Raw genomic sequence first — 15,662 nt, forward strand, 5'->3', positions numbered from 1 at the left:
CGATTAGTTCCAGATATGCGGGTTGGAGCGGTCGACGACGCGTTTGGTCAGCGCTTCGAGCTCGCTTCGCGCACGAGCTGCATCCGCCGGCGTTTCGAACGGGTTATTGCCCGGCCGCTGCTTCAGCCATTCGAAGATGAATTCGACCAAGAGGTCCGTCTGGAACGCTGTTCCGGTCTCCAGCTTCTCGATCTGGTCTTCAACGCGCTCCAGCCGCTGGATGATCGCCGCATCGGGCCGATCTTCAGGCGGCGTGAACAGCAGGGTCAGCGCCTCATCTATCAAGGTGCCGACGTGGACGCCATGCTCTGCAGAGAACTGCTTCACCTTGCGATGGTTCGTCTCGGAGACGCGGATATGAAGCCTGGGATTGCGCGCCATGTCCTAGATCTCCCGTCCGCCATTTTCCTGGGCATGCAGGTAGTAGCGCGCAATCTGGTCTTGGATGCTACCACGCTGCTGCGGTGCGCGTTCTTCCTCCGCCGCAATATCCTGCGTGGCCTCATCCTCATCGCCGATGTCAGGGCCTACGGACCGCGCCAGCCCACCTGCATCGTCGTTAGAGGGCGACGGACCAGACTGATGATATCCGCCAAACCACGATGTATTGGCACTGGCAGCCACACTCGGCAGAGCACCGACCCGCTCGGTGAAATTTCGGTCTTCATAGTAGCGGAGTTTCTTCGCGCGGATCGGTGGATGGCTCGCCAGAAAGATCAGCGCGTCATCGGTCGGCATCTGCATCACTTCGCCGGGTGTCAGGAGCGGACGCTGTGTTTCCTGCTGCGAGACCATGACATGACTGAGCCAGGGCGCGAGCCGGTGACCAGTATAATTCTTCTGGTTTCGCTGCTCCGTCGTGGTTCCGAGCATGTCGGAAATACGCTTGGCGGTGCGCTCGTCATTCGTCGCGAACGCGATCCGGACATGGCAATTATCGAGGATCGAATTGTTCTGCCCGTATGCCTTCTCGACCTGGTTCAGAGACTGAGCAATCAGGAAGGCGCGGATCCCATACCCAGCCATGAAGGCCAGCGAACTCTCGAAGAAGTCCAGCCGTCCGAGCGCCGGGAATTCATCCAGCAACAACAGGGTCTGCCGACGGTCCTGCCCATGTGGCAACTCTTCACAAAGCCGGCGCGCAATCTGGTTGAGGATCAACCGCATCAACGGCTTGGTCCGTGAGAGATCAGACGGCGGAACGACTAGGTAGAGCGATGCTGGAATCTCTCCCCGGAACAGGTCCTCGATCCGCCAATCCGAGCCGGATGTCGCCCGCTGCACGACCGGGTCGCGGTAAAGCCCCAGGAACGAGATCGCCGTCGACACGACCGACGACTTTTCATTCTCAGACTTATTCAGGAGTTCTCGCGCTGCTTCCGCCACAACCGGATGCGTCAATGGCCGGTCACGGCTTCCCAGATGGTTCGCCTCAAGCATTCGCTCCAGCGTGTCATCGATCGGCCGGGCCGGATCGGACAGCAGGGTCGCCACGCCCGCGAGCGACTTATCATCTTCAGCGTAGATAACATGCAGGATTGCACCAACCAGCAGTGAATGCGCCGTCTTGTCCCAATGACTTCGCCGCTCGAGGGATCCATCCGGATCGACCAGAATGTCTGCCACATTCTGCGCATCCCGAACCTCGTGCGCGCCGAGCCGCACTTCCAGCAGTGGATTGAACCGCGAACTCGACAAATCCGTCGGATCGAAACGGACACAGCGAGAGAAGCTCGATCGCCACTTTGAGGTCAGCGCCCAGTTCTCTCCCTTGATGTCATGAATGATCGCATTGCCGGTCCAGGAAAGAAGGGTAGGGATCACCAAGCCCACACCCTTGCCCGACCGGGTTGGCGCAAAGGCCATTACGTGCTCGGCGCCAGCGTGCCGGAGATAGCGTCCGTTGAACTGTCCCAGCACCACACCTGACGAGCCAAGCAGGCCGGATAGTCGGACATCCCGAACCGATGACCAGCGCGCGGAGCCATAAGTCGTCGCGTTCTTCTCGCGTCTTGCCCGCCAGAGCGACGCGATGATCGCCATCACAATCCCGGCGATGCCCCCCAGCGAGGCAATCAAACCCGCACGCGCAAATACATTCGGCGCATAAGCGTCATAGGCATACCACCACTGGAACAGCCGCCAGGGTTTGTAGACCGGCTGACCCGCCACTTCGAACCAGGCTCCGCCCAAACGAGGTTGATGGTCTAGAACCCCAGCCACCCACTGCGTCGCAATCCACACCGAACAGGTGATCAGGAAAAGCGTCAGAAGAAATTGGCCAAAGAGGAATTTGGTAGGGGTCATGATCCGCCCGTCCGATTGAGAACCGGTAGGAGAATTGCCCGCCAAGCTACATCAAGCGACATGGAGCTTGAGGAGTTCCAGGGAACCAGAGGTCTCGGGGACGCGGGGCAAGGACTGGCTAGGTTCAGAGCGATTGCTTAATGTCCAACGCAATTTGTTGTTCCTCAATTGTTCTGGCCTGGGTATAAGTATGGCCATGGATCAAGCAAAAGAGAGCGAAAGCAGAACACTGCCCCAATCCCAACTTGAGGCGATTGCGCAAGCTCTGGGGGATACAGAAGACGGCTTAACGAACAGCGAGATTGATCGGCTGATCGTCGAGTGCCGAATGGTTGATCCTGGACCGGGCACCAAATGGAAGCGGATATATAACGCTTTCGCTGAAGTGCAGAACCGCAAGCAAAATCGCACTAACGTACTTGAGTTCATCCGTAGAGCGATGGCGCCGGTCAAATACATGAAATCGCCGGAACGGTTTGAGACCCTCCGCAGAAACCTCAATGGCGTTTTGCTGTTCTCGGGGATGCTGGTGGATGATCGGGGTAAATTGGTTCCAACAACAACGGCAAGCACTATCTCAGATGCCCGGCGGCGCGCAAATGATCTACGCGCTGATCTGAAAGATCGCGGTGTTCATCCTGATGTGTTGGCTTTCTGCAAGGAAGAGCTTCTCGCGGACAATTACTTTCACGCGGTCCTAGAGGCGACGAAAAGCATCGGTGACAAGCTTCGTACCAGAACGGGCTTGCAAGACGATGGAGGCGTTCTCGTTGACCGGGCACTATGCGGTAACCCGCCAATGCTCGCGATAAATCCGCTTAAAAAAGAAAGCGAAAGGTCTGAGCAAAAGGGTTTTGCCAACCTCGTCAAAGGAACATTCGGGATGTTTCGGAATCCCACCGCGCACGAAGCTCGCAAGAATTGGAACATGAGCAAGGATGATGCGACGGATTTGTTGTCATTGGTCTCGTTGATTCATCGCCGGGTTGATGCGTCGCATATGCCTGACAGGACAACAGCTAAGAACTAAGAAGATGAAGAGGTATTTGGTTTATCCGTTTGACTTTGACACGCGCGCCGAGTTGTTGCGCACGGAAATTCAAGATTCATGGGAAGAGAAGATAAAGGCGCAATGGCGCACAAATAGGGAGAGTCTTGAGGCGAGCCTTCGCAAGGAACTTGGTGACCACAACTTCGATATGAAGTTGAAGAATTTTAGAGACTGCGGATCAGCACCATTTTCCATCGTTTCGTATCACAACCCATTGTACCATCAGGCGCGGTACGCGTTTTATCATGGGTACTACTATCCCGCGCTTCTGGCCGCCTGTGCTTTGGGAGAGCGTATGCTCAATCATATGATATTGGACCTGAGGGACGAGTTCAGTGGCACAGAGCAATACCGAAAGGTTGCTAGGAAAAACTCGTTCGATAATTGGGACGTTGCGATCAGCACTCTTGAGGCTTGGGATATCTTTCAAGCCGATTGCGTTACCGCCGATTTCCGCGCCTTAAAACGACTTCGGCACCGTTCTGTTCACTTTTCTCCTGAGACGTATCGAACGTTGCGTGAAGACGCCCTCAGCGCTTTGCAGCATTTGGCGTCGATAATCCGCGTACAGTTTGGATTTGACGGGGCGGCCAGATGGATGCTGCCTGGCACGAAAGGAAACCGTTTCATTAAGAAGGACAGTGAAGCCGACCCCTTCCTGGTGAAGTATTATCTTCCCCAATGCCCGCTTGTCAGCCCGATGTTTTCGATCAACTTCCAGCCTCAGGGCATCGGCTTCTTCGACTTTAAAGACACCGAGGATCGAGAGGTTTCCGATGCCGAGTTCGCTCGTCTCTACAACGAACGTGATCCGACCTTGATTGCACCGTCAAAAGTGCCGCCGGAAGACAACATAGTGTGGTATCTGCGCCAATAATGAACCTGCGCTGTCTTCTTGTTGTTTCTCTCGGATGCAGAAGAGCGGCCTGGCCACGTTTGCCTATCTCAGAGCGTCTACAATCGTTGACTAAGTTCGATAAGGCGAGAATCGGATCGCAACGAGGGATCGGCTTCTGCAAGAACTGACAAAGCAGTTTCAGCCCCATAAGGCCATCGTGACTTGTCATCGGGAAGGACCGCATACAACAGGGTCAACATGGCGGTTGGGTGTTGTCCGGCAATCGTTTCATCGCTTTTACGGAGTTCGGGGATGAAAAGCCGATCATCGCCGACTTTTGTGACCAGGGTTGCTACAATCTCTGCAATTTCCGGAAATTTGTCTTTCTGAGCTAGAGCCAACTCTACAAGGCGTGCTGACATCTTACTGGTGCGCAATGATTTTTGCTTCGGCCACACGTTGCGAAGGAATTCGACCAAATCCTCCGACCATTCTTCTTGTTTACGTGAGAAACGGTCTATTCTCCATAGAATGTTGCTCTGGAACCGATCACTCCCCTCGATGATCAGAGAACGTAGTTCTTCGTTGGAAACCACACGTTTTCCGTCGATTGTTGTTTTCCACCCCGACAAAAAGAAAACAGCCAGGAATTCGGAATTCCTATTCTCATCGTCCTCCTGTGTTCGCACAACAGCTTCAAGGTGGGGGCGGAGCGTAGTGTAGAGAGGTATTTGTGGAATGGAGCCGCTACTGAACACGCCAGCCCAGAATGCTTCAACATCGCGGCAGTCATCATAGCCATCTTGCAGGACGGAAAGGAGGCTGTCTTGCGTCCATGATGGGTCAACATAGTTGAACCAACGAATGCGCAGGCAGAACACACAAATGCAAAATGCTCTTGTGTCTTGAGGCAGGGCAAGAAGTTGTTCGGCGCTTCGTTTCCAGGATGCAGGAAGTTTTTCGCCTTTTTCAAACTCCTTATCGCCTATAGCGCTCACCAGCATTTCGGCCAGCCTTCCGGGGGAAGAATTTATCGCCGCACTCACCCAGTCACGCTTACGTTCTGTGTCGACTATTGCACTCTGTCCAGCAGTGTTGCACTGCTTCAGAGTTTCAACAAATAGCGCCCAAAGTTTCTGGTAGCTCTCTGGGGCATCGCTCAGGAGAGCGGGAGCCACTGATTCAAACCAGAATGAAGCGGAGTGAGACAGGCTTGAAAACTGTTCATCTGAGAGCTTGCATAGAGCGGCAATAATCTCTTTGCGAAAGGCAGTTGTGTCACCTTTCCGATTTTCCACCCGAAGGAACTTGTCCCAAAACTCCTCTTCAAAATGGCCGCTTGAAAGACGTGCACACAGCGCATCCAGTGCTCTCCGGGGTTCAGCAGCGCTTAAGCCGCTAAAAGGTTGGTACTCGACCAACTTACCCACAGGCCTTCGATTCATATCCAGAAGCATTGGAATGATATCTGCGCTTTCGACGCCTTTTAAAATACCAAAATCCGTATCGATGCGGACCATTCCACCACCTCCGTCGTGAGCACTTGCGGCGCTTTGCGCATATGTGTCACTCCAGTCGGGGGCATCCTTTCTTAGAAGTTCGAGTTCTTTGTCGAGGTCAAATGTGAACGAGCACCCTTGGGTGTTGAGCCATATCAGTCGTCGCAGAACAGAATGAGCGACGTAGGCTTTCTGATCATCTCTTGTCCCGCGCTTGGTCTTCGCGCGACCTGCACGAATACGCTTTTCGATTTGCGTTCGCTTCTCGATGCTAATCTCGTTCCAGCGCCTTGACAGTCCGAGAAGCAAATCTCGCTCACCTTTGAACGGCCAGAATGCATCACGGCTCAACGCCAACATAACGTCAGCAAATTCGTCTGCAGGTGCAATATCCAAATTCCCGAATGCCCAAACGCGCAAGCGTTCCCACATTCTTCCACCAGTCGGCCAACTTCTGAGCAAGGCGAGCGCCTGCGCGGGTGAGATAGCCGCCATACGTTTGAAGAGGTCCGTAAAGAGGATCACGTGCCCGGAGAGCTTGTAGCTTCGATGAAAGCTGGAATCTCCCTCATCTTCGTTCGGCTCGTCAGGCTCGATAGAGCAAATGTCCACCCACGATGAGCGGCGACTTTCAAGGTCCCAGGCAAACTCCAGTGAAGATTTCAACTTGGGCAGTAGCGCTGGAAGATACTCATCCGGAACTGCGACCTGACGAATCCCTTCTGAATAGTCCACCTCAACTTGCACAAGGTCGGAGGTCTTAAGTTTTTTGGATAGTTTGGGCGGAACGGGGCGACGGCGGTAATTTGTTAGTTTTAGGCATGGACTGAATATGTCCGCATATTCCCGTGCAAGCGATTCGTACCATCCTGTATTTCCCGTGTGTAGCGTGAGCGCATAGGCCTTATCCTTGTCGGCTTTTAAAGAATGAAATTCCCTTATCGCGCGCCAGGCGTCGAGAACCGCCTGACTGGTTCCCTCCTCCTGTTTGCGAAACAGTGAGAAATCGACGCCATCCATTACACGACGATGGATATTGCCCTGCTGGCCCGCCCACCAAGCGCATGCAGGTTCATATGCAACCCGACCTATCCAATCAGCTAAGTAGTCTATGCGTGGCGGGAGGCGTGGCACTTCATCCGCATAGTATCCACGCAGGTGAGTTACATTGTCATGCGATATACTGCGGAGATCCTTGGGCGTAGGGGAGAATGCATCCCATGTTTCCGGCGGAATACGGCCTACCCGCATCCCACCTTGTTCTTCTTTTCGTGGCGGGTGATCGCTATCCAGCTTGTAAAGGTCGAAAGGGTTTATGTTTTTCGTTTTATCATAGGAGCCGTCTTCTGGTGCAGGCTCCCCATATCGAATAACGGGGTCGAACACGCAGAGCCACTCAGATGGGAGCGGCGGGCTATACTGAGCGAATGCTTTTGCTCCCGCCGTCGAACGAACGATATGGGCAACTGCGCCTCGCTCCGCAGGGGTCAATCTTCGTGGTCCTCGTGCCGCAGATTTTAGTGTTTTGGATCGCCACTTCGATGGGTTGACTGAGCGCTTTGCCCAAACTTCAAGACTGTCCCATAGAGTACGATGCCCGCATCCGCTGTGTGTGTCGTAGAGGATGGGATCAACGCCTTTCTCGTCCCACTCGGCGATTGCTTTAGGATCACTCGCGTCCTGAAATGCATAAGCCCGTCCTTGTGAGGCATCGGATTGCCTTAGTCCTTCCAGCAAGTAACGGATCGGGGGGTCGTCAGCAGAATAGCCGACAAACACGGCGACATGCCTATCAAGTACATTTTTAACGAACTCCCGTGCCCAACCCGCCGCGAGATAGGCATCGCCAAATGAAGCACTTGAAAGGACGAACCCATCCTGTGTTGCTCCGCGATAGTCTTTGTCAACGACACCATGAAGATGTACGATCCCCCAGTCCGCCTCATTGAAAGCTATGTGAGGAAGATTTGACCGAGTCGATGTGATCAGGTTCTTCCCGGCCGTCTCAAACAACCGATCAAAGTTCGTCGTTACAATACGAATCTGTCCGGTTAGCAGGGTGCTCAGTTTGAGCAAGGTTCGATGAGCACCGAGGTCAACTTCGCCGACGCTCGATAGCGCTTCTGCGACTGCGGCTTCAATCTGAGTTCGTGTGAACTCTCGCTCCAGCAGGCCAAAAACCCTATCTGATGTAACGACACCAGATAGTTTATGCTGATCTTCGACGGACTGACCGACCTCGTATAGGCGTCTAGCTGGACTGTCATGCTTTGCCCCCAACCTGTGCAGAACGTCGGTTGTAAGGCGTTTGAAGTCGGGCAGGTCTGCGCGTGCTCTGGACACTCCCGCTCCACAGAAGAAAACAACTCGGCCTTCGTCCTGCGCCCAAAGCAGATCATCGGGTATGTCTGGTCCATCGGCAATGAAGCGCATTTGCTATCGTCGGATCTTTTACTGAGAGTTCAACGTTTCTCTGACCGTGCTATCACGGTTTGTGCTCGAGGTGATGGATAGCTTTTTCAATTAGCTGCCTTCTATGCTAATCGTCCGTGGCAACTCCTCTCAGTCGTGCTGATAGTTGTCCGTCTCGACTATTGCAATCACCTTCGATAATCCAACGGATCAGGCGTCAATGCACTTAATTGGTTGGTTCGTGAGGTTTGTTGTTCGCGAATTGCTGGAGCTTGTTTCTTTGTACCCATCTCCGGTTCGGTCAGGCTCAAAATGTTGTGCACGAAGAAACTCAGAGAATGATTGTACGTCCTTTCGCCAGCCGCCACTGAACCGAGCTTCCAGACCGCTCCAAAACCAATTCCTTGCCACGCCACAACGCATTTCGCTTAGACCATGCCGCTAGCGCAAATCCATCAGTGCCTTCAACGACCGCAAATCGTCCCTGAGCCAAGTCGACATTCCGAGTGTAGACCCCCTGAAAGCCTCGCTGAGAACCAAGCGGCACAAATGCCTTACCCTGACGCGTTTCCTCAGCCGCGATCATCTTCTCCATTTCCACTCTGCGAAGTCGAACGATAGCGTCACCCGAAAGCCGCCCATCGGGTCCAAATTCATGGCCTTCCCGGCCTAGCCAGGCAGATCGTGCCTGAACAGCAGACCTCACCTCCCGTGCAAAATCCCCGCGCCACGCTTCGATATCCTGACTGTCGATCCCGTCCAACCAGGTCTCGGCTTCGCGTTCAACCAGGGCTTCGACCTGCAACCACGACCGGACGTTGATGGAAAAGCTCCGCTGTCTCGCATCAGCATCCAGCGCGCGCCTCCTTAAGTCCGCAGGAATGCTCCAGCTGCCATCACTCCTTCGCTCAACAATACTGAGGCGCCGCAACGCCTCCAGCCGACGCTTGTGAGCAAGCCGAAACGCCGACGAACTCGTCGGGTCTGCGGCCTGGTGCAGTTCCTCAGAATACTCCCCACCATTCTGCTTTGCGATTGCCGCAATTGTGCGATCTGCAGGCTTTGGTTCGACCGTCTTCCGTCCGACTGAAACAATCCCGCCCGGCTTCGGCAGCTGAACCGCTTCCTGTTCGGTCATCTCGACTGACCAAACCCGACCATCGAGGCCTTCGATCAGTGCCGTCGTTCCATTCCGCAATTCGTCACCCGGCAAGGTGGCGGCCAGCCGTCCCAGGATTTCGCCAGCGGAGCTCAAATCACGGGGCAGGGCATGGACACGCGACGCATCGATTTTCCGGCCCTCAAGATTGGCAAGCGACCGAACCATGTCTCCGCGCCTGCCGAGGGCCCGCAGCGTATCCTGCCAACCGTCTTGCATAGCCCAGCTGCCATTCTCGTGTCGTGCCGCAAGGTCGAGCGTCCGAAGAAACCGCAGACGCCGCTTAACGACCGCACCATCGAACCTCGATAATCCGCCGCGTTCACTCTCTGGTGTGTAACGACCATCGGTCAGCGACCGCGCAATGTCATGATCGATCGCCGTAAGCGCCTCACGTTCGGCATCGTTCGACCTCGCCGCAGCCATTTCCCGCAGCCGCCGCTGGCCAAGCTCGAGCGATACGAGCTCCTGCGCCCGCGCCCGAAATCCGTGCGTGATGTATTTGCGGTCAATCAGCAGCTCGCCATTCCGGGTATTGCCGCCGCGGATCACGATATGAACATGCGGCTGCGCTGTGTCGTGATGGTTGGCAGCCACCCAGTCGAGCCGGCGGCCGAGATCCTTCTCGACCTGGCTCATGAACTCCCGCGTGAACCGCGTCAGATCCTTCATCCGCTCGGCATCCTCCGGAGAGACGATCAGTCTGAACTGCCGCCTGTCTTCAGAAGCGCGTTCGTTAAACGATTTAGCATCGGCCTCATCGACGCTCCGGTCATAGAGCTTTCCGCGCTCGCCCTCGCGCCCGGCACCTTCGCGGCGGATGTAGGCGACGTGCTTTGTAAAACTCGCCGCGCCGGTCGGGCCTGCCCGCGCAATATGGACTTTCACAATGACACGCTTGGCCCGCTGGTTGGACCAGTGCCGGGCAAGGGCGGCCTGCACCTTGCCTCGTCCTGCATGACGCACCGCTCCCGGTGCCAGAGAATTGCGGCCACGCGATCCAAGCCGCCCCTTCGCGACCACGCGTTTCAACCGCTTCAGCTGGGTCTTTGCCTTGCCCTGCGACCTGATCTTCCCGAGTCGCGGAACGAAGTCGAAATCGTTGCTCACGGCTCTAAGCGCGCTGCGGATTGCAAATCCGTGCACCCGTCTTCCGGCGCCGGGTCACACAAAAAAGGATGTGCAGACAATGGGTTAAGTGTCGCCGGGTGACACTCCCTTAATCTTGCCCTCCGGGACACAGAAGCCATTCCCGTCCCGCTATCTATCGCTTTGACGGTCGCCTGATCCTCAGCCGACCGGTTGCCATAAGTCCATATGGACCTGGCGACGCCAATGATGCGCGCGCCGTCCTGAACGCCGAAGTATCGTCCATCGACTGACAGGGGATGAGAGTTGAGCAGGAAAACTTCGCCGGCTTTGAGGGTCTGACAGCCCTGCCAGACGGGAAGGGCGCTGCCGGACTCGGTTACTTTGAGCGCATCAACAGATGTGATCCCGTTGATGGAGACCTGCGTATCGCATCTGCAAATCTCGTCACCGGATAGGCCCGCAACATGCTTCAACAAGGGCCAGTCAGAGCCAACAATTCCCTCATCGTTCAGCCAATGTCGAACCTCATCCGAGGGCGCAAACGCTACCAGATCGCCTGTCGAAATTCGCGCCGACCGGTCAACAAAGTAAAGGCCCTTGGGCACGCTTTCCGTCCGGTTCCAGATGAAGTCGGACCGGTTGATAATGCTGGCGGAGACCATGAGGCTTAGCCCGCATCCCATGCCTAACAACGCGGTTCTACGACTCATCGCGAAGGCCTGTCCCCATGAACCTACGTCCATTAGTGTAAGCGATGATGTCCTTGCCGCGATACCAGACCTTGGCGCCGATCTTGTGATAAACCGGGCCTGTTCCCAGCGAACGCATATTGACCAGGGTCTTCGGTTTGAGGCCGAGATGGTCAGCGGTTTCATCCGTGTTCATCCATTCGGTCGGGGTTGGGAGGTTTGATTTGGGTCGAAGCTCCTCTCCACTTCTATTTGTCTCTGTCATAGCGTTGCTTCTCCTTTCCTCTACGCAACTCGAAGCCCTGACAGACTGCCAACTCATCCTCAGATTAAGAGTGTCGAACTTGCACCACACGCTCGCGACACCCTTGAGTTCCCAAAGAAACCTCACGTTAGAATGCAGCGCTGATAGGCGTATCAGCACCTTCGTCTCAGACCCTTTCGGCATGAAAGAAGACCGCTCCGGAGATGTCTCCGGAGCGGCTTGGCAAGGCTGTGATCTACCCTAGTCGCGCGCGTTCCAGAGGATGACGTGCCGGCCTTTCTTGCCCTTGACCGGGGCAAGGTTCGCAAAGATCCGGCGCGGTCCGATCTGCGGGTCTGCCAGCGTCAGCGAGACATAATCGCGTCCCGATGCCTTCGACTTGCGCATCCAGCCGCCGCCGATTTCGGTCGAGGTTTCACCGGCATAGATGCGGTAGTCCGGATGACCGTCTTCGGTCTTTTCCGCATTCTTCTCTATGCGGATTGCAGCTGAGAGGTTCATCATTGCGAGGGTGCCTTCAAAGCCGGACTTGGTCTCGCTGACATATCCGAGTGCGTTTGCCATGGGGGTCTCCTTTTCTTTCCTTGGCTAAGTCTCCGGGGACCCCTTGTCCCCGTCGACGCCGGACCGCCCGGACGGGCTGAGCTGGGCCTGAACCGCATGCGGGCGTAGCGAAGCGGAGCACCGGACGGGCGGGGAATTTTGTTGCGCGAGGAAGGCGCGACAGCGCCGGGGAAAATTCTTCGTCTGTCCGGTTTCAGGGCCGGGTCAGCGCGCCCAGGTCATAAAGGCAAAGACGGGAGCAAGGGGGCCGAGGCATGCCTCCCGGAAAAGAAATCAGAACTCCCCGAAAACGTCCCGATAATGTCATTCGAGACCTCAAGACGCGCGATTTTTCTGAAGGCATTTTACAATCGCCCAGGCCTTACAGCCGCCAACCGCACGCCCGAGAATGCGCGGAGCCGCCCGGTGGTAGACACCGGACGGCTCCATATGCTGCTGAACAGGAGACGAATGCTCAGGCAGCGTCCTGTTGCGTCTCACGCGTCTCATCGGGCGTGGCTTCTGCCTCCGCTTCGAACAGTCCTGCGACCCGTGTCCACGCATCGGCGGGTGGTGACCCGGCCCCTTCGACAAGGCGTGTCGGTGGCACCTGCATCCAGCCCGGCCGCCAGTCAGGATTGGCCTCACACCCCTCACCCGCAATCCGGTTGGCCAGCACCTGCTTCTGCGCCTTGCCCGTCTCGGTCCGGCAGGAATCCGCGAGCGATGCGGTGGCAATATCCGCGATCATCGCATTGATAGCGCGCTTGTCCTTGGTGAGATCGAAGAAGGTCTCGTCCGGTTTCCAAGCCGCCGAAAGGTCGGTGCCGCAGACATGCAAGACGGCTTCGACAATGCTATTCCCGGCCTCGAGCGTGCGGGCCATGACACTTGCCAGAACCGTCAGGACTTCCTCATCCGACATGGCGAGCAGCGCAGAGAAAAGCTCGCACAAGCGGTAGTCATCGCCGTTCCGGCGAAGCGCTGGACTGACGTTGAGCGCCTTGAACAGAGCGTCGGTCTGCGCCGTCGCTTGAGCGACCGCCGCCACAGATGCCCCACCTTCCACACTCGCCTGCGTCTCATCTTTCCGGGCGCGAAGCTCGTGAGGACGCACGTCCCAAAGCGCGCTCCCCGCCATGGCATGCGCCACCATCAAGCGGAGGGCAATCGCGGGGGATGTGGCCAAACTCGCCTGAGCAGCCGCGTGGCGATGAAGCAGGATGTATTCCGCGAGCGGGCCGGACATTTCTGGCCGAACGGCTGCCGGAACGGCATCGCCTTCACCCTTCGAACCCTGTTGCCGCTTGCGGGCCTCGGCCGAGGTTACTTGTCCCTCGTGGAACTGGACCGTCCCGTCATGGCGGATTTCGATGAAGACCTTGCCGCCGTCTTCCTTGGCGCACTGGACATACTCCCATCGGTGGAAGTAGGCCCCGCGCTCAAGGCAGATAACATCGCTCCAGCCGTCGGCCCTGTGGGCCTCGACCCGCTCGGCAATCGCGGCGGATTGTGCCTTCCAGAACTGATCCGCATCCGCAAAGACGCCATGCTCGCCAAAGAGGTCGGCAGTGACCTGTCCCTCATAGGCATCAAGATCGAACAAGGCCTTGTCGGTCGTGATCGTCGTTCCGCCCGTGATCCAAGCCTTGCACGACCGCCCCATCGGGGCGCGTTCGGTTTCGCTCTGGAAGAGGCGGAACCATTCGGCCTGCTGTTCTGGCGTCGCAAGCGTAAGCGCGCGGATCGTTTCGCGGTCCAGTTCGTCTTCGGCGTAGAGTTTCCGTATCGGTTCGTCGAGCGAAGCAAGCGCGAGCACACGGCGCACCAGAAGCTCAGTCACTCCGAAGAAGCTGGCGATATCCTCCAGCGCCTTGCCTTCATCGTTGAGGCGCTTGAACGCCTCATATTGCTCCATTTCTGTCGCAGGCAGGCGTCCGACATTTTCGATGACAGATGCCGCAATCGCGGAGGCCGCATCCTTTTCAGTCATGATCGCGCATGGAACGAACGGCACCTCGCCTGTCTCCTTCGCGATTTCTTTGAGCGCAAAAAAACGGCGGCGTCCGGCGATGACGCCATAATATTTGCCTTCGCGGCGAACGAGCAAAGTCTGACGCAATCCGCTCTCCCGGATGGACGGCAGAATGTCGGATACGTCCGGCTTCTTGCGCCCATGCCGCATATTGAGTTTGGAAATCCGAAGCTCGTCGAGCGGGATGTGTTTGAGGTCGGGCTGTGCCATGGAGGTCTCCTTTTCTGGCGGGTAAAGCGAGAGACCCAGCGCCCACGCGGGGCCTCTCCAGTTGATCTTGGTGAAGGGAAAGCCGTCCGCGTCCCGGCTTGGTTGGGGGTCGGTCTCGCCCCAGTCATAATCGCGGATCGTGATCAGCGGCGCGCGGCCCTCGACCCAGATTTCGGCGACCTGGGCCTCGGCAACGACAAGCGTCATACGGGGCCGTGGGCCGAGCAATTCAGTGAGGGTGCGGGCCGCGCTCATGTCGCGGCCCAGCCTGTCACGGTCGCCGCAAGCCGCGAGGCTGCGGCACGCCCTGCGTCCAGCGCCTCCGGCAGCAGCTCGCTCGCAAACGTGGTGAGATAGCTGTTATCCGTGCCGGGATAGTTGCATTCGACGCCCCAGAGGCTGGCGGCATGACGGTCCAGTTCAATGCCGTCGCGCTCGACCGAAAGCACGATCCCGCAATAGAACCACTCGCTCTTGCGCCATGCTTCCATGACGGCTTCCGCCTTGGCCTGCGCCTCGGCGAAGCGCTGGCGGAAGCTGTTGCCCGGCCCGATGAAGCCGGGCGCATCCTTGTAGAGCGACGGCCAGAACCCATCCTGCCGCTGGTCCGGCGCATCGAGGCAGTCATCGGCAACAATCCGGGCCGTGACAATGAAGCCCTTTGCCTCGCAGCTGATCGCATCGCCTTCGCAGGCGTAGGCATCGAAGTGCTCGGTAAAGCTCATGACGCCCTCCGAAGCTCGAATCCCATCCGGTCGCAGAGTGCGCGCAGCTCGCGCGCCTCTGCCTCGTCGAACCCGTCACCGGACTGGTGATAGATCGTGCCCTGCGCGAACCCTTGCGGGGTCTTCACGACATGCGCCCAGCGATAGGGGCCAAGGCCATCTTCGCGCGGTCTTGCCTGAAATCTCGCCATGGCGCTCATCGCGTCCAGAAGACGTGAACGTCTTCGAACCCTGTCTCGAACACCATGATGTCGCCACCCAGCTCCATGTCGCGGGCGAGCGCCGACCAGTCGATATAGTATTCGAGGGCTGCGGGAATTTCGGTGCCGGTGTCGCGGTGCAGGTCCTCGGCGAAGTCTGCCCGGCTCGCATAGGTGCCTGCATAATCGTCGAAGGACGCTTCGGCCTGCTCAAGGTCGTCGCCAAAATGGCGATGGACCAGCGCGCCGAGCCTGCCATGTTCGGCAATGAAGTCGGCCAGATTGCAGACCGTCTCGAAGCTCTCATATTCCGACAGGTGCGCGCCTTCGAAGCCTTCATAGTCATGGATTGCCCATTCTTCGGCATCGGGCAGCGGCGAGTCCGCCAGCATGGCGCGAACCTCGGACATAACCTCATCTGGCGTCGTCGCCTCGATCCAGCGCCCGTGCAGGCAGCCATTATTGTAGGCGGCAAGACAGGCCACATAGATACGGGGGCGGATTTCAGGTGTGGGTGCAGCGTCTGCCGCAAGGGGGGCTGAAGGTTGCGGTGTGGTCATGGCGTCAGTCTCGTCTCCCCGCCCAAATGTCCCTCCCGCATCAGGCGGGGGTGGGCGGCGAGAAGGCCGGCAGGCCG

13 protein-coding genes are annotated in these 15,662 nt (G+C 57.2%); 2 read left to right on the plus strand and 11 right to left on the minus strand.

Annotated elements, in window-relative coordinates:
* Window positions 1-3: 3 nt before the first annotated feature.
* Window positions 4-381, minus strand: coding sequence for a hypothetical protein (locus WNY37_RS09315; RefSeq protein ID WP_034798598.1), 378 nt, complete (start codon window positions 379-381; stop codon window positions 4-6).
* Window positions 382-384: 3 nt separating this feature from the next.
* Complete coding sequence (gene traG, locus WNY37_RS09320) at window positions 385-2,307, minus strand: IncP-type conjugal transfer protein TraG (protein WP_081811444.1); 1,923 nt, start codon at window positions 2,305-2,307, stop codon at window positions 385-387.
* A gap of 190 nt (window positions 2,308-2,497) precedes the next feature.
* On the opposite strand from traG, the gene WNY37_RS09325 reads away from it, so the two are divergent.
* Together WNY37_RS09325 and WNY37_RS09330 are read left to right on the plus strand one after the other, a co-directional pair.
* A complete protein-coding gene (locus tag WNY37_RS09325) occupies window positions 2,498-3,337 on the plus strand; it encodes a TIGR02391 family protein (protein ID WP_241765233.1) in 840 nt (279 codons plus the stop codon).
* Between the two features lie 4 nt (window positions 3,338-3,341).
* Window positions 3,342-4,235 (plus strand): hypothetical protein, encoded by an 894-nt coding sequence (locus tag WNY37_RS09330; RefSeq protein ID WP_051601614.1) that lies wholly within the window; start codon window positions 3,342-3,344, stop codon window positions 4,233-4,235.
* A gap of 77 nt (window positions 4,236-4,312) precedes the next feature.
* Here WNY37_RS09330 and WNY37_RS09335 read toward each other — a convergent pair whose 3' ends face one another.
* From WNY37_RS09335 to WNY37_RS09375, 9 genes are all read right to left on the minus strand, one after another.
* The gene (locus tag WNY37_RS09335; RefSeq protein WP_034798599.1) at window positions 4,313-8,128 is read right to left on the minus strand and encodes an SIR2 family protein; all 3,816 of its coding nucleotides are present in this window, start codon (window positions 8,126-8,128) and stop codon (window positions 4,313-4,315) included.
* Between the two features lie 310 nt (window positions 8,129-8,438).
* On the minus strand, window positions 8,439-10,376 hold the full coding sequence (locus WNY37_RS09340) for a DUF3363 domain-containing protein (protein ID WP_034798600.1): 1,938 nt from the start codon (window positions 10,374-10,376) through the stop codon (window positions 8,439-8,441).
* Window positions 10,373-11,068 (minus strand): S26 family signal peptidase, encoded by a 696-nt coding sequence (locus WNY37_RS09345; protein ID WP_051601615.1) that lies wholly within the window; start codon window positions 11,066-11,068, stop codon window positions 10,373-10,375. The genes WNY37_RS09340 and WNY37_RS09345 overlap by 4 nt, the downstream gene beginning before the upstream one ends.
* Window positions 11,058-11,312, minus strand: a complete 255-nt coding sequence (locus tag WNY37_RS09350) for a helix-turn-helix domain-containing protein (RefSeq protein ID WP_013301514.1) — start codon at window positions 11,310-11,312, stop codon at window positions 11,058-11,060. Before WNY37_RS09350 ends, WNY37_RS09345 begins: the two co-directional genes overlap by 11 nt.
* Window positions 11,313-11,552: 240 nt before the next feature.
* Window positions 11,553-11,876, minus strand: a complete 324-nt coding sequence (locus WNY37_RS09355; protein ID WP_034798601.1) for a DUF736 domain-containing protein — start codon at window positions 11,874-11,876, stop codon at window positions 11,553-11,555.
* 454 nt (window positions 11,877-12,330) lie between these two features.
* Window positions 12,331-14,355, minus strand: coding sequence for a ParB/RepB/Spo0J family partition protein (locus WNY37_RS09360; RefSeq protein ID WP_051601619.1), 2,025 nt, complete (start codon window positions 14,353-14,355; stop codon window positions 12,331-12,333).
* Window positions 14,352-14,825, minus strand: coding sequence for a hypothetical protein (locus tag WNY37_RS09365; protein WP_034798604.1), 474 nt, complete (start codon window positions 14,823-14,825; stop codon window positions 14,352-14,354). Before WNY37_RS09365 ends, WNY37_RS09360 begins: the two co-directional genes overlap by 4 nt.
* Window positions 14,822-15,016: a hypothetical protein gene (locus WNY37_RS09370; protein WP_034798795.1), complete on the minus strand. Its 195-nt coding sequence runs from the start codon at window positions 15,014-15,016 to the stop codon at window positions 14,822-14,824. The genes WNY37_RS09365 and WNY37_RS09370 overlap by 4 nt, the downstream gene beginning before the upstream one ends.
* 5 nt (window positions 15,017-15,021) lie before the next feature.
* Window positions 15,022-15,585 (minus strand): antirestriction protein ArdA, encoded by a 564-nt coding sequence (locus WNY37_RS09375; protein WP_051601621.1) that lies wholly within the window; start codon window positions 15,583-15,585, stop codon window positions 15,022-15,024.
* Window positions 15,586-15,662 lie beyond the last annotated feature (77 nt).

Origin of the sequence: Henriciella sp. AS95 (assembly GCF_038900055.1) — a bacterium.
Taxonomy (GTDB): Bacteria; Pseudomonadota; Alphaproteobacteria; order Caulobacterales; family Hyphomonadaceae; genus Henriciella.